General features: G+C 68.4%; 25 protein-coding genes and 1 tRNA gene. 3 read left to right on the forward strand and 23 right to left on the reverse strand.

From position 1 onward, the window contains the following. Positions 1 to 22: 22 nt before the first annotated feature. The 16 genes from CVV76_RS12425 to CVV76_RS12500 all read right to left on the reverse strand — a co-directional run bounded on the left by CVV76_RS12425 (position 23) and on the right by CVV76_RS12500 (position 11,618). A complete protein-coding gene (locus tag CVV76_RS12425) occupies positions 23 to 412 on the reverse strand; it encodes a hypothetical protein (RefSeq protein WP_102224986.1) in 390 nt (129 codons plus the stop codon). Between the two features lie 284 nt (positions 413 to 696). Next, a tRNA-Phe gene (locus CVV76_RS12430) sits at positions 697 to 771 on the reverse strand. Between the two features lie 99 nt (positions 772 to 870). After that, a complete protein-coding gene (locus CVV76_RS12435) occupies positions 871 to 1,101 on the reverse strand; it encodes a DNA gyrase inhibitor YacG (RefSeq protein WP_102224987.1) in 231 nt (76 codons plus the stop codon). After that, a complete protein-coding gene (locus tag CVV76_RS12440; protein WP_102224988.1) occupies positions 1,098 to 2,156 on the reverse strand; it encodes a ribonuclease E/G in 1,059 nt (352 codons plus the stop codon). The genes CVV76_RS12435 and CVV76_RS12440 overlap by 4 nt, the downstream gene beginning before the upstream one ends. Continuing rightward, positions 2,153 to 2,743: a Maf family protein gene (locus CVV76_RS12445; RefSeq protein ID WP_102224989.1), complete on the reverse strand. Its 591-nt coding sequence runs from the start codon at positions 2,741 to 2,743 to the stop codon at positions 2,153 to 2,155. The genes CVV76_RS12440 and CVV76_RS12445 overlap by 4 nt, the downstream gene beginning before the upstream one ends. Positions 2,744 to 2,756: 13 nt before the next feature. After that, positions 2,757 to 2,975: a translation initiation factor IF-1 gene (gene infA / locus CVV76_RS12450; RefSeq protein ID WP_102224990.1), complete on the reverse strand. Its 219-nt coding sequence runs from the start codon at positions 2,973 to 2,975 to the stop codon at positions 2,757 to 2,759. 91 nt (positions 2,976 to 3,066) lie between these two features. Then, on the reverse strand, positions 3,067 to 3,963 hold the full coding sequence (locus tag CVV76_RS12455; RefSeq protein WP_102224991.1) for a carbon-nitrogen hydrolase family protein: 897 nt from the start codon (positions 3,961 to 3,963) through the stop codon (positions 3,067 to 3,069). A gap of 90 nt (positions 3,964 to 4,053) precedes the next feature. After that, a complete protein-coding gene (locus CVV76_RS12460) occupies positions 4,054 to 4,665 on the reverse strand; it encodes a GNAT family N-acetyltransferase (RefSeq protein WP_233192843.1) in 612 nt (203 codons plus the stop codon). After that, entirely contained in the window at positions 4,662 to 5,063 is a 402-nt protein-coding gene (locus CVV76_RS12465) for a ketosteroid isomerase-related protein (protein WP_102224992.1), read from the reverse strand. Before CVV76_RS12465 ends, CVV76_RS12460 begins: the two co-directional genes overlap by 4 nt. Beyond that, positions 5,060 to 5,554, reverse strand: a complete 495-nt coding sequence (locus CVV76_RS12470) for an arsenate-mycothiol transferase ArsC (RefSeq protein ID WP_269844492.1) — start codon at positions 5,552 to 5,554, stop codon at positions 5,060 to 5,062. Before CVV76_RS12470 ends, CVV76_RS12465 begins: the two co-directional genes overlap by 4 nt. Positions 5,555 to 5,558: 4 nt before the next feature. Further along, the gene (locus tag CVV76_RS12475) at positions 5,559 to 6,038 is read right to left on the reverse strand and encodes a UPF0262 family protein (RefSeq protein ID WP_102224994.1); all 480 of its coding nucleotides are present in this window, start codon (positions 6,036 to 6,038) and stop codon (positions 5,559 to 5,561) included. A gap of 4 nt (positions 6,039 to 6,042) precedes the next feature. Then, positions 6,043 to 7,359: a histidinol dehydrogenase gene (hisD, locus tag CVV76_RS12480; RefSeq protein WP_102224995.1), complete on the reverse strand. Its 1,317-nt coding sequence runs from the start codon at positions 7,357 to 7,359 to the stop codon at positions 6,043 to 6,045. A 113-nt stretch (positions 7,360 to 7,472) separates the two neighbouring features. Beyond that, complete coding sequence (locus CVV76_RS12485; protein WP_102224996.1) at positions 7,473 to 9,248, reverse strand: SLC13 family permease; 1,776 nt, start codon at positions 9,246 to 9,248, stop codon at positions 7,473 to 7,475. Between the two features lie 9 nt (positions 9,249 to 9,257). Beyond that, positions 9,258 to 10,259: a DMT family transporter gene (locus tag CVV76_RS12490; protein WP_199178595.1), complete on the reverse strand. Its 1,002-nt coding sequence runs from the start codon at positions 10,257 to 10,259 to the stop codon at positions 9,258 to 9,260. Beyond that, positions 10,256 to 11,068, reverse strand: a complete 813-nt coding sequence (locus CVV76_RS12495) for a TIGR00282 family metallophosphoesterase (protein WP_102224997.1) — start codon at positions 11,066 to 11,068, stop codon at positions 10,256 to 10,258. Before CVV76_RS12495 ends, CVV76_RS12490 begins: the two co-directional genes overlap by 4 nt. Positions 11,069 to 11,294: 226 nt before the next feature. Then, the gene (locus CVV76_RS12500) at positions 11,295 to 11,618 is read right to left on the reverse strand and encodes a 2Fe-2S iron-sulfur cluster-binding protein (protein WP_102224998.1); all 324 of its coding nucleotides are present in this window, start codon (positions 11,616 to 11,618) and stop codon (positions 11,295 to 11,297) included. Positions 11,619 to 11,971: 353 nt separating this feature from the next. Between CVV76_RS12500 and CVV76_RS12505 the strand changes: the two genes are divergently transcribed. Further along, entirely contained in the window at positions 11,972 to 12,508 is a 537-nt protein-coding gene (locus tag CVV76_RS12505) for a peptidoglycan-binding domain-containing protein (protein ID WP_102224999.1), read from the forward strand. A 69-nt stretch (positions 12,509 to 12,577) separates the two neighbouring features. Here the strand turns inward: CVV76_RS12505 and CVV76_RS12510 are convergent, their stop codons facing one another. The 7 genes from CVV76_RS12510 to rpiA all read right to left on the reverse strand — a co-directional run bounded on the left by CVV76_RS12510 (position 12,578) and on the right by rpiA (position 20,781). Continuing rightward, the gene (locus CVV76_RS12510) at positions 12,578 to 13,954 is read right to left on the reverse strand and encodes an MFS transporter (RefSeq protein ID WP_102225000.1); all 1,377 of its coding nucleotides are present in this window, start codon (positions 13,952 to 13,954) and stop codon (positions 12,578 to 12,580) included. A 349-nt stretch (positions 13,955 to 14,303) separates the two neighbouring features. Beyond that, a complete protein-coding gene (locus CVV76_RS12515; RefSeq protein WP_408607884.1) occupies positions 14,304 to 15,785 on the reverse strand; it encodes a DegQ family serine endoprotease in 1,482 nt (493 codons plus the stop codon). Positions 15,786 to 15,971: 186 nt separating this feature from the next. Next, positions 15,972 to 16,163 (reverse strand): DUF2065 family protein, encoded by a 192-nt coding sequence (locus CVV76_RS12520; protein ID WP_102225191.1) that lies wholly within the window; start codon positions 16,161 to 16,163, stop codon positions 15,972 to 15,974. Between the two features lie 13 nt (positions 16,164 to 16,176). Further along, the gene (gene hflC, locus CVV76_RS12525) at positions 16,177 to 17,283 is read right to left on the reverse strand and encodes a protease modulator HflC (protein ID WP_102225002.1); all 1,107 of its coding nucleotides are present in this window, start codon (positions 17,281 to 17,283) and stop codon (positions 16,177 to 16,179) included. Between the two features lies 1 nt (position 17,284). After that, complete coding sequence (gene hflK / locus CVV76_RS12530; protein WP_102225003.1) at positions 17,285 to 18,481, reverse strand: FtsH protease activity modulator HflK; 1,197 nt, start codon at positions 18,479 to 18,481, stop codon at positions 17,285 to 17,287. A 91-nt stretch (positions 18,482 to 18,572) separates the two neighbouring features. After that, positions 18,573 to 19,931, reverse strand: a complete 1,359-nt coding sequence (gene gor / locus CVV76_RS12535) for a glutathione-disulfide reductase (RefSeq protein WP_102225004.1) — start codon at positions 19,929 to 19,931, stop codon at positions 18,573 to 18,575. Between the two features lie 61 nt (positions 19,932 to 19,992). Next, positions 19,993 to 20,781, reverse strand: a complete 789-nt coding sequence (gene rpiA, locus CVV76_RS12540; protein ID WP_102225005.1) for a ribose-5-phosphate isomerase RpiA — start codon at positions 20,779 to 20,781, stop codon at positions 19,993 to 19,995. A 674-nt stretch (positions 20,782 to 21,455) separates the two neighbouring features. Between rpiA and CVV76_RS12550 the strand changes: the two genes are divergently transcribed. Then, positions 21,456 to 22,154 (forward strand): glutathione S-transferase family protein, encoded by a 699-nt coding sequence (locus CVV76_RS12550; RefSeq protein ID WP_102225007.1) that lies wholly within the window; start codon positions 21,456 to 21,458, stop codon positions 22,152 to 22,154. Between the two features lie 126 nt (positions 22,155 to 22,280). Further along, a complete protein-coding gene (locus CVV76_RS12555) occupies positions 22,281 to 23,660 on the forward strand; it encodes an L-serine ammonia-lyase (protein WP_102225008.1) in 1,380 nt (459 codons plus the stop codon). Positions 23,661 to 23,834: the final 174 nt, after the last annotated feature.

Below are 23,834 nucleotides of genomic sequence, written 5' to 3' on the forward strand. Positions count from 1 at the left end.
CCAAACCCTGAACAGAGCTAACCTATAAACGCGGACTCCAAGGGGAGCAGGTCACCATCGCTTCTTCATCGTTCTGCAGTCCCTCAGCTTCAAGAACGCGCTGCATGAAGAATGTATCGGACAGCCTCGGAACGATGTCGAATAGCGCCTCCATCACGACCGGAGTGAGTGGCTCACGGCCCCACTCGTCCCGCGACATGGTAAGCAAGATCGCTTGCAGCAGTTCGCAATGGTGCTGGAGGATACCAGGCAGGAACTTGTGCTGCTCTCCGCTCTCCATCAATGCGCCCTGAGCGCCGTAGCTCCCAAATGCCGCAAGGGCGTAAAGCGGATATACACGCCGAAGGATATTCTTAACCGACTCAAATTGCTTAGGAAATTCCCTAACAGAAGAACGCGCCGTCTTGAGCATCGCTTCCTTGAACTCGGCGTGCTTTTCTGGATCGACCCCGACACGCTGGAACCGTAGCGGCGAGTCTTTCGCCCGAGGTCGAACTGGTTCTAGCCTGTTCTTTCTCATACCGCTTGCCACCGATACAGTGTTTCCACACTACCTTGGCTTGACCAACGCTGGCACTCAATCCTCTTGTCGTACCAACAACTGCCTATAGCGAGTCTCTGGGTGGACAAATGGGTAGATTCAACCGACATGAGGCACCATAAGTCCCTCTTTTTATTACATATATGTCTGAAAAATGGTGCCCGGGGGCGGAATCGAACCACCGACACGAGGATTTTCAATCCACTGCTCTACCCCTGAGCTACCCGGGCACGGTTGAACGGGCGGGCCGTTCGGGTCGGGTCGTCTTAGAAGAGGCCAGCGGCACTGTCCAGAGGATTCGCGCGAAAAAATCGACGCGCGCCGGGCGCCTAGTGCGGCCGCCCTCTCCCCCGTCCCGGAGACATCGGGAAATCGTCGGCGCCGCCGGTCGCTCCGTCCCCGTCGGGGGCTTCGTTCGGGGCCTCTTCGGGGATCTCGTCCACCACCGGAATCGCGTAATCGCCGCGCAGCCAGTGCGCCAGATCGACGTCGGCACAGCGGCGCGAGCAGAAGGGGCGGTATTTCGGATCCGCCGCCTTGCCGCAGACCGGGCAGCTCATGCCCCGCCCCGTCCCGCCAGGGCCCGCGACAGCGGCATCCTCTCGCGCTTGCGCTGCAGTTCGTAATTGCCAAGCGGGGTCCAGCCGGCGAGGCTTGTCTCGGTCCCGGCTGCGCGGAAGGACGCGCGCAGGACCTGCTCCAGCGCGGCACGATCCTTCTTGGACATCGGCGCGAAATCCACCACCACCTGCCCGCCGAGACCGCGCAGGCGCAGCTGGCGCGGCAGATCGCGGGCCGCGGCGATATTGGCCTTGAGGCCCGCCGCAGGCGAGGTATCGGGCCCGGTGTTGACGTCGACCGCGATCAGCGCGCGGGTCGGCTCGATCATCAGGTGGCCGCCGCCGGGCAGCGCCACGCGCGGCGACATCAGCGCATCGATCATCTCGTCCACGCCCAGCTCGGCGAAGGCGCCGGGGCGGGCGCGGATCTCGTCGGGGGCCGGGTCGGCCCAGTCGCGCCAGGCTGTCTCGGCGGCGGTCGCGCCGTCGACCAGAAGCTCCGGCTCCCCCGTCAAGTCCGCCAGCACCTGTTCCGCGAGGCCGCGCATCTGGGCGATATCCTCGGCCAGCTCTTCCTCCTGCGCCAGCGCGGCGGCCGAGCGCAGGACAAGACCAAGCCCCTCGGCCGCGCCCGCCATGCCGGCCTCTGCCGAGGCAGAGAGCCGGTCGCGCAGTTCTTCGTCCCGGATCCGGCGCGAGATGTTCAGGCCCGGCGCATCCGGGGTCACGATGGCATAGCGCGACTTGAACAGAAGGCGCTGGCTGACCGGCACGGCCTTACCGGGTTCGGCATGGCCCGCGACCTGTACCAGCACCCGTTCCCCCGGGGACAGCCCCGAGACCTGACGCAGGAACCCGGTCATGCCGTCGGGCAGCGTGACAAAGACGCCCCCCTGCCCCTTCATCGGCCGGTTCACCACTCCACGGAAGATCGCGCCGGGCGGCGGCTGGTCGTCGTCGGCATCGACCAGAAGGTCGATCAGCTGGCCGTCCTCGATCAGCGCGGCGGCGGCGCGTCCTTCGTGACTGTCGATCGCGATGACCCGGCCCTTCATGGCGCCTCTCCCTGTTGCGGGGTGTGGACAGGGTAGCCCGCGGCGGCCAGCAGGGCCACCGTCTCGGCCACCGGAAGGCCCACGACCCCGGTGAAACTGCCCGAGATCCACGGCACCAGCGCGCCGCCCAGCCCCTGAATCGCGTAGCCCCCCGCCTTGCCCTGCCACTCGCCCGAGGCGAGATAGCCGTTCAGCTCGGCATCCGAGAGGCGTTTCATCTTCACTGCCGTCACCACCTCGCGGGTCCAGACCCGGTCACCCCGGCGCACCGCGACCGCGGTGATCACCTGATGCCGGCGTCCGCCGAGCGCCACGAGGAATTCGGCGGCCTCTGCCGCATCCGCCGGCTTGCCGAGGATGCGGCGCCCGAGCGCCACGGTGGTATCGGCGCACAGCACGATGTCATCGGGCTCGGCCGTCACCGCCTGCGCCTTCTCGCGTGCGAGACGGGCGCAATAGGGGCGCGGCAGCTCTCCGCGGCCCGGATCCTCGTCGATATCGGGCGGGCGCACCGCATCGGGCACGATACCCACCTGCCGCAACAGGTCGAGGCGGCGCGGGCTGCCCGAGCCGAGGATGAGTCGCATCGTGAAGGATCGCTTACTTGAAGCGATAGTTGATGCGGCCCTTGGAAAGGTCGTAGGGCGTCATCTCGACCTGAACGCGGTCGCCTGCAAGCACGCGGATCCGGTTCTTGCGCATCTTTCCTGCCGTATGGGCGATGATCTCATGGCCGTTTTCAAGCTCGACCCGGAACGTCGCGTTTGGCAGGAGTTCCTTCACGACACCGGGAAATTCGAGCATTTCTTCCTTGGCCATGTTCACTCCGTCCTAGGGGAATCCCGCCTGAGTGCGGGCGCCGCATTAAATGCGCCCGGATCACCAATATTTCAAGGGCTTTATGTCGGCTTTATGCGGGGGAACGCACAAGTGTCACGGTTTCGACCCCGGATTCGAGGCGTCCGGCCTGCCGCGGCCAGTCGCGCAGGTTCAGCACCCCCCCATCCGCGCGGGTTCTGCGGATCAGCGAAAGGTCGACCTCTGCGACCGCCCAGCCGGGCGTGTCGTGCGCCGTCTCGGCCAGAATGCCCTCGGCCGGCCAGCCCCGGTCGGGCGGGCCGTAAAGTGCTGCACGGCCAGTGTTCGTCTCGACCGGGGGGCACCAGTCGCAGGGGCCGATCAGCGGCGCATGCACGGCGACGCACTGGTTTTCCAGGGCCCGCGCCATCGCGCCGACCCGCACCCGGGTGAAGCCCGCCATCGCCTCGGTGCAGGAGGGCACAAGGATGATCTCGGCCCCCGCCTCGGCCAGCGCACGCGACAGCAGCGGGAATTCGCTGTCGTAGCAGATGGTGATCCCGATCCGACCGATCGGGGTGTCGAACAGCCTGAGCGGGTCGCCGCCCTGCATGTCGATCTCCTCGGCCTCGTAGCGGGTCATCATCTGCTTGTCCTGGTGGCCCAGGATCCCCTCGGGTCCGTAGAAGGTCGCGCGATTGACTAGGCGGTCACCGGCGTAGCACGGCCCCGAGCCGCCCAGGATATGAACGCCGTGACGCCGGGCCGCGTCGCTCAGCACGCGGTCGGCGACGGGCCGCATGTCCGAGGCCGCGCGCAGGCTGCCCATCTCGTCGCCCTTCACGGCCGGGCCGGCAAGGCTCGCCAGTTCCATCGCGCCGTATTCGGGAAACACCAGAATCTCCGCCCCCTGCCCCACGGCGCCCGCGACCCAGCTCTCGATCTTGGCGGCATAGGCGCCCTCGTCCTCGAACCAGTCGAGCGGATAGGCGGCGGCGGCGATCTTCATTGCATGTCCTTCCATGTTGCGGCCCGCAGCCCCGCAGGCTGGGGCAGCGGCGGCTCTGACCCGCCGGGCCTCCGACAAGGCACCGGCAGGTCAGAGCCGCCGCATCCAGAATTGCAGCGCTTTCTCGGTCTCGTCCACCCGGTCGACATCCTTCCAGCGAAACCGCGCGACCACGCCCTCCAGCGGCGCATAACCGCGCCCGCGCCAGAACGCGTCGTTCGTCCGCGCGGCCGCGGGGCGAAGCGGGTGATCGGCGGGCCGCTGCACCGAGCAGAAGGCGACGTAGCGCCGCCCCAGCGCCCGCGCATGCGCCTCGCGCAGATCGAAGAAGCGGTGCCCTACCCCCTGCCCGCGATAGGCCGGCAGAAGCACCGATTCGGCGCAATAGAAGATCTGGTCGAGCGCGATCCCCGTCGCCGCGAAGGGCGCCGCGAAATCGGTCGCGTGGTCTTCCATCGGCGTGCCCGTCGCCACGCCCACCGCACGCGCTCCGTCGAAGGCGCCGACGACGATCGCATCGCGGCTGTCGCGGTAGCTCGCCAGATAGCCCCGCTCGTAGTCGAGATCGCCATCGTAGAGGTAGGGCCAGTCGCGGAATACCGCGATCCTCAGCCGCGCGACATCATCCAGCACGTCCCCCAGCGTCGCGCCGGTCAGGGCCCGGGTCTCGGCCCGGCCCGGGGTTTGCGCCCCTGCGCTCACGCCGCCGACACCTGCGCCACCCAGTCGGCAAGGTTGTAATAGGTCGTCACCCGCGCGACCTTGCCATCCCGGATCGTGAAGAAGGAGCCGGCGGGCAGCACGTAGCGCTGGCCCTTTGCCTCGGGCAGGCCCGGATCGGTCTTAAGGTATTCGCCGTGCACGGTGAATTCCGCCGCAGCCCGGGTGCCGTCCCCGGACACGAAGATCACCATGTCGCGCAGCACCTCGCGATAGCTTACCCCCATGTGGCCGCAGAACGCCTCGAAGGCCGCGCGGCCGCGGCGCACCTCGCCCTGGTTGACGTGATGTTCCACGTCATCGCTGACACAGGCCAGCATGCCGGCGGCGTCGCCCGCGTTGAAGGCGTCGAAGTAGCGCGCGATAAGGTCCCGGGTCATGCTCTGCTCCGTGGTTGGGTGGGCGGTTCTGCGGCCGGTTCAGACGGCGGGCCGAAGCGTTCCACCATCCGCGCGCGGATCTGGTCGCGGGCCTGGCGATAGGCGGCAAGCTTGGCCTCGCGCGTCTCGCCAAGACCGGTCGGATCGAGGATCGGCCAGTATTCCACGTCGAGGTGATAGTAGCGCGTCAGTTCCAGCGCCATGCGCTGGCTGGCGGGCGACAGCGCAACCACCAGGTCAAAGCCCGACAGGTCGTCGCCCCATTCCTGCATCTCGTCGAAACTGCGCGAGCGGTGGCGCTCCAACTCGACCCCGATCTCCTTGCAGACCGCGATCGAGAAGCCGTCGATCTCCATGTCGTTCTTGACGCCGACCGACTGCACATAGCAGCGCTGGCCGTAGAGGCGCTTCATCAGCCCCTCTGCCATGGGCGAGCGCACGGCGTTGTGGTCGCAGCAGAACAGCACGGACGAGGGAAAGCTGTCAGCCACCCGATCAACCCCAGTGCAGCACGCAAATCAGGGTGAAGAGGCGGCGCGCGGTGTCGATGTCCACCTCCGCCTTGCCGTCGAGGCGCTCCTGCAGGATCCGCGCGCCCTCGTTGTGGATGCCGCGGCGCGCCATGTCGATCGCCTCGATCTGGCTGGGTGGCAGGCGCTTCACCGCGTCGAAATAGCTTTCGCAGATCTGGAAGTAATCCTTCACTGCCTGCCGGAACGGGCCCATCGACAGATGCACCTCTCCCACCTTCTCGCCGCTCTCGGTCGAGACATCGAGCACGAGGCGCTTGTCGCGGATCGCCAGCATGAGGTGATAGGGCCCCTCGGGGATCGCCTTGCCGTCGCGCGCCGGGAGGGCAAAGCTGTTATCCTCCAAAAGGTCGAAGACGGCGACCCGGCGCTCCTGCTCGATCTCGGGCGTGGGGACGGCAAGACCGGTGTCGTCGATGTCGATCCTGCTGATGCGGTTGGTCATGGCCTCACCCCCCGTGCATCTTGTCGTTCAACCCGTCGAGCCGGGCGCGGACACTGAGGCCATGCGCCTCGAGGCTCTCGGACCGGGCCAACGTCTCGGCCGAGGGGCCGATCGCGCGCAATGCTTCGGGCGTCATCCGCGCCAGCGTGGTGCGCTTGAGAAAATCCAGCACCGACAGCCCCGAGGAGAACCGCGCCGAGCGCGCGGTGGGCAGCACGTGGTTCGGCCCGCCGACGTAATCACCGATCGCCTCGGGCGTCCACGGTCCGAGGAAGATCGCGCCTGCATGGGCGATCTCGGGCAGAAGCGCCTCCGGGTCCTCGGTGCAGATCTCCAGGTGCTCCGGCGCCACCCGGTTCGACAGCGCCGCCGCCTCGGTCAGATCGCGCACCACGATCACTGCGCCATAGTCGCGCCAGCTGGCGCCCGCGATCGCGCGGCGCTCCAGCGTCTCGAGCCGCGCCTCGACCGCCGCCGCGACCGCCTGCCCGAAGGCGACATCGTCTGTGATCAGGATCGACTGCGCGCTTTCGTCATGCTCGGCCTGGCTCATCAGATCCAGCGCAATCCAATCCGGGTCGTTGTGCCGATCGGCGATAACGAGGATCTCGGAGGGGCCGGCGATCATGTCGATCCCCACCTTGCCGAATACCCGCCGCTTGGCCGCCGCCACGAAGGCATTGCCGGGGCCGGTGATCTTGTCGACCGCGGCGATCGTCTCGGTACCGTAGGCCAGCGCCGCGATCGCCTGCGCCCCGCCGATGCGATAGACCGTGTCGACCCCCGACAGCCGCGCGGCCAGCAGCACCAGCGGATTGGCCTGCCCCCCGGGCGTCGGCGCGCAGATCGCCAGCCGCCCGACCCCCGCCACCTGCGCCGGGATCGCGTTCATCAGCACCGACGACGGATAGGACGCAAGCCCCCCCGGCACATAGAGCCCCGCCGCCGCGACCGGTGTCCAGCGCCAGCCGAGGCTTGCGCCCTCGGGGTCGGTCCAGCGCGCATCCGCGGGCATCTGGCGCACGTGGTAGGCCCGGATCCGCTCGGCCGCCTGCTCCAGCGCCGCGCGCTCGGCCTCGGGCACCCGCGCGCATTCGGCGTCGATCTCCTTGGCCGAGAAGGCCAGCGTTTCGGGCGTCAGCTCCAGCCGGTCGAATTTCGCGGTCAGCTCGATCACCGCCGCGTCGCCCCGCGCGCGCACGTCCGCGATGATGCCGGCCACGACATCGTCGACCTCGGGCGCATCCTCGCGCTTGGCACCGAGAAGCGCGCGGAAGGCGTCCTCGAACCCCGGGTCTTGCGTGTTCAGGAAAACGGGCATCGCACGGCACTCCTTGGTCCCGGACTCCCTTAGCCTGCCGGGCGCATCGCCTCAAGCCGTGCCAAATTCCTTCGAAGGAATTTGCAAAACTTTTGCAAGAGTTTTGGCCCCGCTCAGAGCGGCCAGATCAACGGCACCGCCACGCTGACCACGATCGCCATGATCAGGCTCAGCGGCAGGCCGAAGCGGACGTAATCGGTGAAGCGGTAGCCCCCGGGGCCGTAGACCAGCGTGTTGGTCTGATAGCCGATCGGGGTGGCAAAGCTTGCCGAGGCCGCGAACATCACCGTCACCACCAGGGGCCGCGGGTCGACATGCAGGGAATGCGCCAGCCCGATCGCGATCGGCGTCACCACCAGCGCCACCGCGTTGTTCGTCACCAGCTCGGTCAGGGCCCAGGTCAGCACGAAGAGCGCAAGGATCAGCCCCTCGGGCGGCAACCGCGACAGCGCCGGCGACGCCCAGTCCACCACCAGCTTCGCCGCGCCCGAGCGTTCCAGCCCCGCCCCGATCGCCAGCATCGCGAAGATCATCGCAAGCAGGCGCCCCTCGACCATGCCGAAGGCCTCGTCGCTGTCGATGCAGCGGGTCAGCAGCACCAGCGCCACGGCCACCATGGCCAGCGACACGATCGGCGCCACACCCAGCGCCGACAGGATGACGATCCCGGCCAGGGCGACGATCGCCACCCAGGCCCGGCCCCGGCGGTAGGCACGTTCGGACGGGGCCGCGACCTCTACCATGTCCATCTCGGTCGCAAGGCGGCGTATGTCGCCCGCCTCGCCCTCGAGCAGCAGCGTGTCGCCCACCCGCACCACGAGATCGTCGAGCTGCCGGCCGATGTTCTGGTTACGCCGGTGCGCGGCCAGCACGTAGACGCCATAGCGCCGGCGCAGGCGCAGCTCGCCCAGCGACCGCCCGACCATGCGGCAGCCCGGCGTGATCAGCACCTCCACCGTCGAGGTCTGGACGGAGCCCAGCTTGTCGACCAGCCGCAGGTCGCGGTGCTGCTGCAGCCCCAGCAGTTCGGCCATCGGCGTGCGCAGCACCACACGGTCGCCCGCCTCCAGCTCCACCCCCGCCAGGTCACGCCGGAGCGAGGCGTCGCCGCGCAGCACGTCGACCACGCGCACCCCCTCGCGTCGGAACAGCTCGACCGAGGACAGCTTGTCGCCCACGAGCGACGAGTCCTCGGGCACGGCCACCTCGGTGAAGAACTTCATCGGCCCGCGGTCCGCCAGCATCGACGCCAGCGACTCGCGCACCGGCAGCAGCCGCGAGAACAGCGCGAGATAGGCCATTCCCACCAGCGCGACGATCAGCCCGAGGCCCGAGATCTCGAACACCCCGAACGGTTTCATTCCCGCCGAGCGCGCCACCCCGTCGACCAGCAGGTTGGTCGAGGTGCCCAGCAGAGTCAGCGTCCCGCCGAAGATGGTCAGATAGCTCAGCGGAATCATCACCTTCGACGGCGCAATCCGCATCTTGCGCGCGATCTGCATGAAGACCGGGATCATCACCACCACGACCGGCGTGTTGTTCACCACCCCCGACAGCCCGACCACGACCACCGCCAGCACGGCGAGGGTCGGGCCCGGGCGGGCCTCGACGTTGCGCGCGGCGGCCCGTGTGATCCAGTCGAGCGCGCCTGTCCGCACCATGGCACCGACGATGATGAACAGCGCGGCAATCGTCCAGGGCGCCGGGTTCGCCAGCACCTTCAGCGCATCGCCCTGCGGCAGGATCCCGAACAGCAACATGAGCACCGCGCCACCGATCGCCACCACCTCCACCGGGTAGGTCTCGCGCACGAAGAGCACGAACATCGCAAAGACGATGCCAAGCGCCGCAAAGGCCTGTACGGTCTGGGGCAGGTCGAGCCCGAACATGATCGCTCCTCAGAGGGTCCCGGCCGGAGTGTGGCCGATTTCTGCATTCGCGCAAGGCTCCGCCTCGGGGAGGCCCCCCGCCGCGCCATCTGCCAATCCGCCTGCTGCGGGGCCTGCCGCCGGGCCCGGAAGCGCCTCCTCGGCACGTGGCCGCACGAGGGCAAGGCCCAGCAGCATCACCACGAAGGCGGTCCAGACCCAGCCGGAATAGCGTTCGCCCAGCATGAGCATCGCCCAGACCACCCCGAAGGCCGTGACAAGGTACGAGGTCTGCGCCGCGAAGACCGGCCCGGTACGCCCGATCAGCCAGACGTAAGTTGCATAGACGAGGGCCGAGATCGCCGACAGCAGCACCAGCGCGGCCTCGGCCCGGCCCGGCCGCGGCGCGATGAACTCGCCCGACAGCAGGGCGGCCGGCAGCGCGAAGACGAGCCCCACCAGCGAGGCGCCGAACAGCAGCTGCACCGGGTCCAGCCCGGCGGTGCCCCAGCGCGCGACGATGTTGCCTTCGAAGGCGTAGAAGGTGGGCGCGACCAGCGCCACGAGGATCCAGAGCGCCTGCCCCGAGCCCGGCAGGCTCGACCGCGGCAGGGCGATCAGCGCGACCCCAAGAAGCCCGAGCGCAAGCCCCGCCAGCCGCGCCGCGCTGAACCTGTCGTTGCCGAGGAACAGCGCCACGGGAAAGGCCAGCATCGGCACCATCGACAGCACGATAGAGGTCACCCCCGCCGGCAGATGGCGGATCGAGAGGTAGGAAAACGTGTTCGGCAGCACCGATCCGATCAGCGCGATCAGCAGGCACATCGCCCATTGCCGCCGCCCCCGCGGCAGCCGCCGCCCGGTCACCGCCACCAGCGCCCCCAGCACCAGCGACGCCACCACCAGCTGCCAGAACAGAAGGCCCAGCGGGTGGTAGCCGGTCGAGACCGCGATCTTCGAAAGCGGCTGCGTCATGCCCCACCCCGCGCCCAGCAGCACGAGCAGCGCATAGGGCGCGAAGGGCCGTGTCACGGGGTGGCCTCTTCCAGCCGCCCGCCCACCCGGATCATCCGGACGCGGGTGGCAAGGCCGGTGCGGTCGTCGGTCTCGACATAGACGCCCGAAAGCGTGGCCTCGCCCGCCGCGGGTTCGAACCGGCCCTTGGGCATGCCGGTGACGAAGCGGCGCATCGGTTCGGCCTTGTCCATGCCGATGACGCTGTCGTAATCGCCGCACATGCCGGCGTCGGTCAGATAGGCCGTACCGCCCCGCAGAATCTGCGCGTCGCCCGTGGGCACGTGGGTGTGGGTCCCGACGACAAGGCTGGCGCGGCCGTCGCACCAATGGCCGGCGGCCATCTTCTCCGACGTCGCCTCGCAGTGGAAATCCACCACCGCGGCCTGCACCGCGCCGCCCAGCGGCTGCGCCTTGAGCACGGCGTCGAGCGCCGAGAACGGGTCGTCGAAGGGGCGCTTCATGAAGACCTGCCCCAGCGCCTGCGCCACCAGCACCTTGCGCCCGCCCGGCGCGGTGAAGACCCGCGCCCCCTTGCCCGGTGCGCCCTTGGCATAGTTCAGCGGCCGCACGATCCGCGGTTCCTGCTCGATGAAGGCCATCATGTCCTTCTGATCGAAGGCATGGTCGCCCAGCGTCAGGCAATCGGCGCCCGCCTCCAGCAGGGCCTTGGCATGGGCGGCCGACAGGCCCGCCCCCGAGGTAGCGTTCTCACCGTTGACCACGACGAAATCGAGGCCCCAGTCGCTGCGCAGGCCCGGCAGGCGGCGGGTCACGGCGGCGCGCCCGGCGCGGCCCATGACGTCTCCGAGGAACAGAAGTTTCATGAGATCCCGATTAGGCGCTCACCCGGCCAAGAGCAAGCGTGATCAGGGCATTGCGGCGCTCCGGGGCCCGGGACGGCCCCCGTTCGCCCACCCGGTGGGCGCCACCGCGATCTGGTGCAGACGTGGCGGCAGAGACCCGCCGGGGCCCGCGGGCGCACACGCCACGGGCGCGCGCCCCAGGCCCGGCTGTGCCCTGCGATCCGTCGCGCGCCGGGCCCGTTCGGCCTCAGATCTGCTTTTCCGGCATCTGCACGATCAGCCCGTCCAGCGCGTCGGTCACCTTGAGCTGACAGGTCAGCCGCGAGCGGACCGGGTCGGGCTGATACGCGAAGTCGAGCATGTCCTCTTCCATCGCGTCCTTGGGCGGCAGCTTGTCGACCCAGGCGGGATCGACATAGACATGGCAGGTGGAACAGGCGCAGGCACCGCCGCAATCGGCCTCGATCCCCGGCACGCCATTGTCGCGCGCGCCTTCCATGACCGTCAGGCCGTTGGCCACGTCGAGCGTGTGTTCCTTGCCGCCGAATTCGATATAGGTGATCTTCGCCATCTCGTGCCCCGTGGCCTGCGTGTCGGTTGGTGTTCCAGCGGACATAGGCGAAACCGGCGGCGGATGCCAGAGGCCGGCGCTTCAGCAAAGGGCGACGGGACCCCACCCCGCTCCGCAGCACCACCCTCCCTTCTTTCTGCTCGAAAATATCCCACGGGGGTGCGGGGGTGTGAAACCCCCGCGGATGCGGTGGGTGCCGGGGGTGTGCCCCCCCCCGCTGACTCCGCCGGTGCGGTGGCGCCCTCCGGACAGCCGTGCGAGGCGGTGGGAGGCGAGGGAGCCTGAGGAGGCGCTTTCCCGGGGCCGCCTGGCAGGTTATCGTGCCGCGAAAAGGTGCGAAGACCGGCGAGCAGATGATCCGACCCTTCCTTATCGGCCTGATGGCCCTTGGCCTGGCCGCCTGTACCGGCGCGCCGGGCGAGCGCGATGTCGAACGCGGCCCCGGGGATATCGACGGCTATTCCCTGGCCTCCGAAATCGTCACCCGCACGGAGCCGGGCCCGCCCTCCACCGTGCCCGGGGAATGCTGGACCCACACCACCCTGCCCGCCGTGATCCAGACCACGACGGAGCATGTCGAGACCGCGCCGGGGGTCTTCAGCACGGTCAGCCATCAGCAGATCGTGCGCCAGCGCCGCAAGGTCTGGTTCCGGTCCCCCTGCCCGGCGCAGATGACGCCGGAGTTCATCGCCTCTCTGCAACGCGCGCTGAAGGCCCGGGGGCTCTATACTCTGCCGCTTACCGGGCGGATGGATGCCCCGACCCGCAAGGCCGTCGGGCGCTACCAATCCTCGCTCGGGCTCGACAGCGACATCCTGTCGACCGGCGCGGCGCGGCAGCTTGGGTTGGAAGCCTACAGCCTCTGGGACCTCAAGCAGAACCTCGACTGAGCCGCTGCCCTGCCGGGGCATTCCCGGCAGGGCAGCAGCCCCCAGTCAGGTCGTCCGGCGATCAGCCCGTCATTCCGCGGCCAGCGCGCGGGCCTCGGCTTCGCTGGCGACGGTCGGGCCGGAGCCCTTCAACGGCTCTCCCGCCGGTTCGGGCGTGAACCAGACCGCGACCAGGCCGATAACCCCCGCCACCGCCAGCACATAGGCCGGCATCATCAGGTCGCCGGTGCCATCGACCAGTGCCGCGGTGATCAGCGGCGTCGTGCCACCAAAGAGTGAGACCGAGATATTGTACCCGATGGAAGTGGCGCCGTAGCGCACATGGGTCGGGAACAGCGTGGGCAGGACCGACGGTTCGGTGCTCATGAAACACACCAGCATGGCGCCGACGATGACGCTGCCGAAGAACACCGCTGCCGCGCCGCCCTGCAGGATCAGCCAGAAGGCCGGCAGCGCCGCGACGACCAGCAGGATCGAGCCGGTATACATCAGCGGCTTGCGCCCGATCCGGTCCGACAACCGGCCGAGGAAGGTGACCGAGATCCCGAGCAGCACCATGATCACCGTGATGATCACGAGACCGGTATTCTCGCCCAGCTTCAGCTTTTCCGAAAAGTAGGTCGGCATGTAGCCGGTCAGCATGTAGTTCGTGACATTGAACGACAGCACGAGGCCGGCGCAGATCAGGAGCGGCCGCCACTGCTTGTACACCGTCTCTTCCAGCAGCGCCCGGCCACCCAGCTCGCGCTCTTCCTCGTCCTGAGCCTCGTAGGCCGGCGTCTCCTCAAGCCGCATCCTGAGGTAGAGGCCGGCAATCCCGAGGGGGGCGGCCAGCAGGAACGGGATACGCCAGCCCCAGGCAACCATCTGGTCGTGCGTCAGCCCCCATTGCAGACCGATCACCAGAAGCGACCCGAGAACATAGCCCGACAGCGTGCCGACCGGCAGGAACGACGTCAGGTGCCCCCGCCTGCGGTCGGGCGAATGTTCGACGAGGAAGGTCATCGCGCCGACATATTCGCCGCCGGTGGAAAAGCCCTGCACCGCGCGCGCCGCGAACAGGAGGATCGGGGCGGCCACCCCGATCGCCGCATACCCCGGCAGCACGCCAAGCGCGAAGGTGCCCACGGCCATCATCAGAACGGTGAAGGCCAGCACCCCCTTGCGCCCGATCCGGTCGCCCAGGATGCCCCAGAAGATGCCCCCGATCGGCCGCACGAGGAACGAGATCGCGAGACCGGCGAAGGTGGCGATGTCGGCGATCCCGGAATCCGGGAAGAAGACGGTCGAAAGGATCGGCACGATGTAGCTGTAGACGCCGAAATCGTACCATTCGGTAAAGTTCCCGATGGCGGTGCCGGCGATGGTTCGGCTGAGGGCGGAGGAATCGGCGACGGTGATCTCGTCGCGCTCGTAGCTCCGGGTGTCTTGGGACAGCGCGGTCATTCGGAGAAGTCCTCCGTTCAGGTAAGATCGGCATGCGCGGACGCACAACTAGCGGGATAGCTGGACAACGCAGAATCGTGATCACGGTTCCCTCGGCGCCGGCACGGGGGAACGCTCGCCCCCTGAGCGCAGAGCGTTCTCGCGGCACTTCGGGCCGCCTGCCCCGTCAGCGCCGGGGCCGGAATACGCTGCCGGGCGGGAAGTCCGCACATCCCCGGGGGTGCGGGGCCGGCGCACGGGGCCCCTCCGCCCGGTGCCGGGGCGGTCAGCGAGCCGAAGGAAGGGTGCGGACCAAATGCAAAGGGGCGCCCCGGCAGGGCGCCCCCGACAGTCCCGCCTTGGGCTGCGGCTATTTCACCGAGAGCGCCACGAAGCGCGGATCGCCGTTGCGCCGGATCAGGATCAGCAGCGACTTGCGCCCCGCGTCCTTGGCCTCCGAGATGCGATCCTGCAGATCCTGGATCGACCCGACCGGGGCCTGCCCGGCCTCGGTGATCAGGTCGCCCTCGCGCAGGCCCTTGGAATAGGCCTCGCTGCTGTCCTCGAGCCCGATGATCACGATGCCCTTCGCCTCGGGCGTCAGGCCCAGCTTGTCGCGCATCTCGGCGGTCAGCGGGCTCAGCGTCATGCCCAACAGCTTCTGCTCCTTCGGCTCGGGCTTGGTGGCGGGCTTCGGCGTCTTGTCGCCGCCGTCATCCTCCGAGGTCTCGCGCCGGCCCAGCGTGACATCCAGCGTCAGCGTCTTGCCGTCGCGGAACACCACCACCGGCACCTTCTGGCCCTCGGCCGCGTCGGCCACGACCTTGACCAGCTCGCGCGTGTCGGAGATCGGCTTGCCATTGAACGTCTGGATCACGTCGCCGGCCTTCAGCCCGCCGTCCTTGGCCGGGCCGTCAGGCACATCGGTGATCAGCGCGCCGGCGGCCTTGGGCAGGCCCATCGCCTCGGCCATGTCGGGGGTGACGTTCTGGATCCTGACGCCCAGCCAGCCGCGCCGCGTCTCGCCGTACTTGCGCAGCTGGTCCACGACCTTGGACACCACGTTCGACGCCATCGAGAACCCGATCCCGATCGACCCGCCATTGGGCGACAGGATCGCGGTGTTCACCCCGATCACCTGCCCGTCCATGTTGAACAGCGGCCCGCCCGAGTTGCCGCGGTTGATCGCCGCGTCGGTCTGGAAGTAATCGTCATAGGTCCCGGTCAGCGCCCGGTCGCGGGCCGAGATGATCCCCGCCGAGACCGAGAACCCCTGCCCCAGCGGGTTGCCCACCGCCAGCACCCAGTCGCCGACCCGCGAATTGTCGCTGTTGGCGAAGCTGACGAAGGGCAAGGGCTTGCCCGCGTCGATCTTCAGCAGCGCGATGTCGGTCTTGGGGTCGGTGCCCACCAGTTTCGCATCGTAATGATCGCCGTCCTTGAACTCCACCCGGATATCATCGGCACCTTCGATGACATGGTTGTTGGTGACGATGTAGCCATCTTCCGAGATCACGAAGCCCGACCCGAGCGCCTGGCTGCGGCGCGGCCGGGGTTTTCCGTTCTGATCCATGAAATCCTTGAAGAAATCCTCGAACGGGGACCCCTTCGGCACCATCGGCGTGTTGTCGTCGGCCGAAGCGGCGACCGTCGTCGTCGTGGTGATGTCGACGACCGAGGGGCTGACCTTGGCGGCGAGATCGGCAAAGCTGTCGGGCGTGCCGCGGGCCTGAGCCGCCAGCGTCTGCGCGATCGCGAAGGCGAGCCCGAGAAGCAGGATCGTCATCCAGTGGAACGCGGCGGCACCAGGGCGCCGGGCGGGGACCGGAAGGGATAGGGCCTTTGACTGCACGAATTGCTCCTCTTCGCTGTTCTGAGCCGGGCTCAACGACGAGCATACACATCTTGGTGTCCCGGCGCATCGCCCCGCACGGGGACCGATGCCGTTTTTCCTGCCCTGCCGGGGCGCGGACGGCGCAATCTTGCTGATCGCGCGCCCGTCGGGGCCCGTCCTGGCCCCATAATTACCGCGGCGGGGTCACCCCCGTGCGCCGACCAGGGCGATCAGCGCGACGCCCAGGGCCAGGGCGCCCAGCCCCAGAAGGCGCCGGGTCTCGACCGGCAGGGCGGCGATCAGCGCCAGCGCCTGCTCGATCCGCCGGGGGGCCAGCGCGAACACCAGCCCCTCGACAGCAAGAACGATGCCCAGAGCGCGGATCAGCTCGGTCATCATGCGGCGCGGGTCAGTTGCCCGTGGCCGCGGCTCCGGCATCCGACCCCGCCGCTGGGGCGGGCGACGAGGGCGCCGTCGACGAGGGGGTCGCCGACGGGGTGGCCGCCGCGCCCGAGGAGCCATCCTGTCCGGACGCGCTCCCCGCCTTCTGCTTCGTCGGCCCCGGTACCGCCGCCGCGTCCGGGGTCTTGCCCGGCATCGGCAGCTTAGCCGTCCCGTTCGCCGCCGCACCCTTCGCCACAGCGCCCTTCGTCCCCATGTCGTTGTTGAGGTAGTCGAAGAACTCGGTCTTCGGGCTCAGCACGATCGTGGTGTTGGAACCCTTGAGCGCCTCGGCATAGGCATTCAGGGACCGGGTGAAGGCGAAGAACTCGGGATCCTTGCCGAAGGCTGCCGCGTAGATCTCGTTGCGCTTGGCATCGGCCTCGCCGCGGATCACGTCGGCCTTCTTCTGCGCCTCCGAGGTCAGCTCCAGCGCGGTGCGGTCGGCGGTCGCGCGGATACGTTGCGCCGCCTCGTTACCACGCGCGATCTCGTCCGCCGCCTCACGCTCGCGCTCGGCCTGCATGCGGGCGTAGGTGGCCTTGAGGTTCTCGGTCGGCAGGTCGGTACGGGTGAGCCGCACGTCGATCACATCGACGCCCAGTGCCGCGGCTTCCTTGCGGGCCTGGTCGCGGATCTTGACCATCAGCGGCGTGCGGTCCTCCGACAGCACGGCCGAGGACGGCACCTCGCCCAGCACCTCGCGGATCGCGGCGTTCAGGATATTCTCCAGCCGCTGCTGCGCGAACTGGATGCCCTGGTTGCCTGTCGCCTCGCGGAACTTGATCAGGTCGGTGATGCGCCAGCGCGCGAAGGCGTCGACGACGATCCGACGGTCGTCCGCCGGGGTCACCTCCAGCGGCTGCGTCGGCAGGCCGAGGATCCGCCCGTCATAATAGACGACGGTCTGGATCAGCGGGATCTTGAAGTAGAGACCCGGCTTCTCGATCTGCTGCTTCACCTGCCCGAACTGCAGCACCAGCGCCTTGTAGCGCGGATCGACGATGAAGATCGACGCCAGCACCAGTGCCAGCACGATCACCACGACGGGGATGAGATAGACTGTCTTGCGCATCTCAGTTGCTCCCCCCGGTCTTGGTGGTTCCCGAGGTGGTCCCGGCCCCCTGCTTGAGCAGTTCGTTCAGAGGCAGGTAGGGAACCATGCCCGGGTTGGCGGTGCCGCCACCGCCGACGCCGTCGAGGATGACCTTGTTCATGTCGCCCAGCACCCGCGTCATCGTGTCGAGATACATCCGCTTGCGGGTGACATCCGGCGCCTTCAGGTACGACGCATAGATCGAATCGAACCGGCTCGCCTCACCCTGGGCGAGGTTGACGACCTTGGCGCGGTAGCCCTCTGCCTCTTCCACCGTCTGGGCGGCGCGGCCGCGCGCGGCGGCGGTGGCCTTGTTGGCGTAGGCGTCGGCCTCCTTCTCCAGCTTGTCGCGGGTCTGCTGCGCGGCCTGCACGGCGCGGAACGACCCAATCACCTCCTTCGGAGGATCGGCGCTGTCGAAGTTCACCCGGATCACGTTGATCCCGGCCTGGTAGCTGTCGAGCGTCTTCTGCACCGCAGTCATCAGGTCCTGCGCGATCACGCCGCGGTTGCGGTTGAGGATCGGCGACAGGTCGGTGCGGGCGATGATGTCGCGCATCGCCGATTCGCTGACCGCGCGGATCGTGTCCGACGGATCGGCGAGGTTGAACAGGTATTTCGACGGGTCCGAGATATTCCAGACCACCTGGAAATGCACGTCGACGATGTTCTGGTCGTGGGTCAGCATCAGGCCGCTGTCGTTGGTGCCCGCGCTGCCGCCGCCGATATCGGTGGTACGCTCCGACGTCACCGGGATCACCTCGGCGGTCATCACCGGCCAGGGGGCAAAGTTCAGACCCGGCTGGCCGATGCCCGCGAAGGTGCCGAGGAACAGTTTGACCGAGCGCTGCTCGGGCTTGACCGTGTAGAACGAGGCGTAAAGCCACAGCACCGCCACCACGGCGATCCCCAGCAGCACGTAGGCCACCGAGAACGGCGTCGTGCCGCCGGGACCGCGGCCACCGCCGCCGGAACCATTGCCGCGCCCGCCCATCAGCACGCGCAGCTGCTCCTGGCCCTTTTTCATGATCCGGTCGATTTCCGGGATCTGCGGGCCTTCGCCCGGGCGGCGTCCGCCACGATCGCGATCCCGATCCCTGTCACGCTCCCTGTCCCTGTCGCGGTCGCGGTCGTCGCCGCCTCCGCCGCCCCAGGGCCCCCCAGAATTGCCTGCCATCTGGCTCCTTCCTGCCGTCGTCGACTTGTCACGCGCCGCGGCACCCGCCGCGCTCACGCCTGCGTGAGACTTGGGGATGCAGGCGCCGAATTCAACCTTTCCTGACCGGTGTCTTCATGGTCACCAGTTCCTCGCCCATCGTGGGGTGCACCGCGACGGTCCGGTCGAAGTCTTCCTTCGTCGCGCCCATCTTGATCGCGATCGCCGCAAGCTGGATCATCTCACCCGCGCCCGGCGCGACGATATGGCACCCCAGCACCTTGCCTGTCTTCGCACTCACGACCAGCTTCATCAACACCCGGTCGGGACGTCCGGCGAAAAGCGACTGCATCGGACGGAAAGCGGTCTGGTAGACCTCGATCTCCTCCTGCGCCCGCGCGTCCTCCTCGCTCAGCCCGACGGAGCCAAGCTCCGGCTGGGTGAAGACTGCGCTCGCCACCAGCTCGTGGTCCGCCTTGGAGGGCTTGCCCGCGAACACCGTCTGCGAGAAAGCCTGCCCCTCACGGATCGCGACCGGGGTAAGCGCGATCCGGTCGGTCACGTCGCCCACGGCATAGATCGAGGGCACCGAGGTCTGGCTGTAATCGTCGACCACCACCTTGCCGTACCGGCCAAGCTCCACCCCCGCCTGTTCCAGCCCGAGGCCCGCCGTGTTGGGGCGCCGGCCAGTCGCGTACATCACCGCCTCGAAGGTGCGTTCGTGGCCGTCGGTGGAGCTTACCCGGATCCCGCCCCCGGTCTTTTCCATGCGCAGGACGTCGGTGCCGCAATGGATCTCGATCCCGTTTGCCTTCATGCCTTCGGCGACATGGCCGCGGGCCTCGTCATCGAAGCCGCGCAACACCTGCGCGCCGCGGTAATACTGCGTCACGTCCACGCCGAGCCCGTTCAGGATGCAGGCGAATTCGCAGGCGATGTAGCCGCCGCCGACGACCAGGATCGACGAGGGGAGATCATCGAGCAGGAAGATGTCGTTCGAGGTGATCGCGAGGTCGGAGCCCTCGAACTCCGGCACGAAGGGCTGTCCGCCGGTGGCGATCAGGATGTGCTTGGTGGTGATCTCCGTGCCGTCGGCCAGCCGTACCCTGTGCGGATCGACCACCACGGCGCGCTGGTCGTGGATCGTGACGCCGGCGTTCTCCTGCCCCTTGCGGTAGGCGTTCTCCAGCCGGGTAAGTTCTGCGTCGAGCGACTTGCGGAAGGCCTTCCAGTCGAACGCCCCCACCTTGGCATCCCAGCCATAGGCACGGGCATCCTCGACCATGCCGGGGTATTCCGAGGCGTAGACCATCAGCTTCTTGGGCACGCAGCCACGGATCACGCAGGTGCCGCCCATCCGGTATTCCTCGGCCAGCGCCACCCTGGCACCGCCCTCGGTCGCGGCGATCCGCGCCGCCCGCACGCCACCCGAGCCACCGCCGATGACGAAAAGATCATAGTCGAAAGTCATGTCATTCCTGTCTGCGCCCTGCCCCGTCCGTGCCCCTCCGCCGGCCAGCTCGAAAGCGGGCTCATTCGCCGAAGTCGGCAAAGACGTTGTCAGTGGGCGCGAATTCGATCCGGTCTTCCTCGACCGTGCCCTGGTTGATGTCGCGGGTCTCGACCCTGCCGTCGCCGTGGCCGATCACCACGATGTCGCAGATGTCGACGAACAGCCCGTTCTCGACCACGCCCGGGATCTGGTTGATCACCAGCGCAAGCTGGCGCGCATTGCCGATCCGGCCGAGGTGTAGATCGACGATGTAGTTCCCTTCGTCGGTGATGAAAGGCGCATCCCCGTTCATGCGCAGCGTGGCCTGCCGCCCCAGCACGTCGAGGCTGACCAGCGTCTCCTCGACCAGCGCCTTGGTGGTCTGCCAGCCGAAGGGCACCACCTCGATCGGCAGCGGAAAGTTCCCCAGCTGGGTGACCTCCTTCGCGGCATCCGCGATCACGATCATCTGGTCGCTGGCGGTGGCCACGATCTTTTCCTGCAACAGCGCCCCGCCGCCGCCCTTGATCAGGTTCAACTGGTGGTCGAACTCGTCGGCGCCGTCGATCGTCAGGTCCAGCCACTTCGCCTCGTCGAGGCTCACTACCCGGATCCCGCATTGCCGCGCCAGCTCCGCGGTACGGCTGGAGGTCGGCACACCGGTCACCCGAAGCCCCTCCTCGCGCACCAGCTCGCCCAGGCAGCGGACCATCCACGCGGCGGTGGATCCGGTCCCGAGCCCAAGCCGCATGCCGTCCTCGACATATTCGACGGCGCGCTTGGCGGCGACGAACTTGGCCTTGTCGATGGGGGAAAGCTCGGCGGCCATCGCGGGCTCCTTCGCAGAAACGGTCTGGCCGGTTATAGGCAATCATGCGGCAAGGGGCGAGGGGGAAATCACGCATACAGCAGGGGGTTGAGCCCCGTCGCCCACCCGCTCCACCGCCGGCACGCAACACCGCACCCCGCGACCGAAACCGCCCGGGCGAAAAGTCCCGCAGGGACCCGCGCCCGCCGCCCGCGCCGCGACGTTCGGAGCCAAGACCGGCCTGCACGCGCCCCGGCAGCAGGACAGGCCCACTGGCCCGGCTGTCAGCCCTCCGGCGCGTCCTCCCCGATGACCTTCCGCCCCGGGCGGCTGCGCGCGGCGGCACAGTCCCGCGCCGTCAGGTCGGCACGCGGGCACAACCGGGCATAGACCCGGGTCGCCGGCAGATCCCTCTGCGTCTCTGCCAGGACCAGATAACCGAAACAAACCATTCCCAGGGCCACGATGCCCCAGCCGAACCAGGCCTCAACCCGCATGCTCACCGTCCAGGTTCCGCCCCCGCCCGTCGGTCTTGTGTCCGGCCCCAACGCGCGGCCCCCGGGCCACGTTCCTTCCCGGCGGCACGGCGCACCGGGATGACGGCCAGGGGGCCCCACCGCGGTGCCGGGGCCCCATCGCGCAGGTTGCCTGCCACCCCGATCCGCGCCAGAACTGGGCTCGGAAAAGGAGGCCCGATGTACACGCTGCACTACGCCCCGGACAACGCCTCGCTGATCGTGCGCCTCGCGCTCGAGGAGATGGGGGTGCCCTACCGGACAAAGCTGGTCGACCGCGCGACCCGCGCGCAGGACAGCCCCGCCTACCGCGCGATCAACGAGATCGGCCTCATCCCCGCGCTGGAGACCGACCAGGGCGCGCTCTCCGAAACAGGGGCGATCCTGCTGTGGCTGTCGGAGGTGCACGGCAAGATGGCCCCGCAGCCCGGCACGCCCGACCGCGGCGTCTTCCTGAAATGGCTGTTCTACTGTGCCAACACGCTCCATGCCGACCTGCGCATGCTGTTCGCGCCATTGAAGTTCTCGGCCCCCGACCCGGCCTCGCAGGAAACCCTGATCGCGGGCACCGAGGCGCGGCTTCTGCGCGCCTACGGCCATTTCGAAAGGCTCGGCCAATCCGGCGTCTCCTGGCTGGATCCGCACGACCCCTCGATCCTGTGCTGCTACCTCGCGCTTCTCCTGCGCTGGCCGCAGATCTATCCCTACGACGCCGATCACGACTGGCTCGACTTCGAGGACTTCCCGTTCCTGCAGGACTTCATGGCGGTGCTGGAGACCCGCCCCGCCTTCCGCCGGGCCGCCGAAGCCGAGGGCCTCGGCGACCATCCGCTGACGGCGCCCGCCTATCCCCTCCCGCCCGAAGGGTCCGCGACCTGATCCCGGCGCGGCGCCGCGGCACGAAGGCGGCGCCTGACCGAATCCGCGCCCAAAGCGTCGCTTTCCCGCTGGCATCCCCGGCGCGGGCGCCGCACTCTCAGCCCCGCGCGCAACAGGAGACCCCGCTTGTTCCTCTCCGTCTTCGACATCTTCAAGGTGGGCATCGGCCCATCGTCCAGCCACACCATGGGCCCGATGGTCGCCGCCGGGCGATTCCTCGAGATGCTCCGCGCCTCGCCCTTCAATCCGAAGGGTCTCAAGGCCTCGCTGCACGGCTCCCTCGCCTTCACCGGGGTCGGCCACGCCACCGACCGCGCCACGATCCTCGGCCTCGCCGGATTTCTCCCCGACACCTATGACAACGACAAGGCCGAGGCCGCGCTGACCGAGATCCGCGCGACAAAGCGCGTGACACCCCCCAACCTGCCGGAAATGACCTTCGACCCGGCCAGCGATCTCGTCTTCGACTACGACCGCCCGCTACCCGGCCATGCCAACGCGATGATCCTGATGGCCACCGACGCCCAGGGCGACGTGCTGATGCAGGAGGTCTTCTATTCCATCGGCGGCGGCTTCGTCGTGACCGAGGACGAGATGAACGCGATCTCGCCCGACAAGGCCAACGCCCCCTCCCCCGTGCCCTACCCGTTCCGCTCGGCCGCCGAGATGCTGGAGATGGCTGCGAAATCGGGCCGCACGGTCGCGCAGATGAAACGCCTCAACGAGCGCGTCTTCCGGTCCGAGGCCGAAATCGACGCGGGCCTCTCGCGACTATGGGAGGTGATGTCCTCCTGCATCGACCGCGGCCTCGACGGCACCGGGATCCTGCCCGGCGGCCTGAACGTGCGCCGCCGCGCCCATGGCATCCACGAGGCGCTCAAGGCCGAGCGCGGCATGAACCTGACGGCGCCGCACGTGGTGAACGACTGGATGAGCGTCTACGCCATGGCGGTGAACGAGGAGAACGCGGCCGGCGGCCAGGTCGTCACGGCCCCCACCAACGGCGCGGCCGGCGTGGTGCCCGCGGTGATCCGCTACTGGCTAGACCACGTGCCGGGCGCGACACCCTCGCGCATCCCCGATTTCCTGCTGACCGCGGCGGCGGTCGGCGGGCTGTGCAAGACCAACGCCTCGATCTCGGGCGCCGAATGCGGCTGCCAGGCCGAGGTCGGCTCCGCCGCCGCGATGGCCGCGGCGGGCCTCGCCGCAGTGCTGGGGGGCACGCCGGAACAGGTCGAGAACGCCGCCGAGATCGCACTGGAACACCATCTCGGCATGACCTGCGACCCGGTGAAGGGCCTCGTCCAGGTTCCCTGCATCGAACGAAACGGCCTCGGCGCGATCAAGGCGGTCTCCGCCGCCTCGCTCGCACTCCGCGGCGACGGCAAGCACCTCGTGAGCCTCGACGCCTGCATCGAGACGATGCGCCAGACCGGCCGCGACATGCACGAGAAATACAAGGAAACATCGCTCGGCGGGCTGGCGGTGAACGTGCCCAACTGCTGAGGGCGCGAAAGCGGCAAGGTCAGGCCAGCGGGGGTTTCACACCCCCGCACCCACCGCATCCGCGGGGGTTTCACACCCCCGCCCCCCCGTGGATTATTTCCACAAGAAAGAATAAGACTCCCTGGCTTCTTTCTTGACCAAATACTCCGGGGGTCTGGGGGCAGCGCCCCCAGC

This window comes from Acidimangrovimonas sediminis, from assembly GCF_002871005.1.
Lineage (GTDB): Bacteria > Pseudomonadota > Alphaproteobacteria > Rhodobacterales > Rhodobacteraceae > Acidimangrovimonas > Acidimangrovimonas sediminis.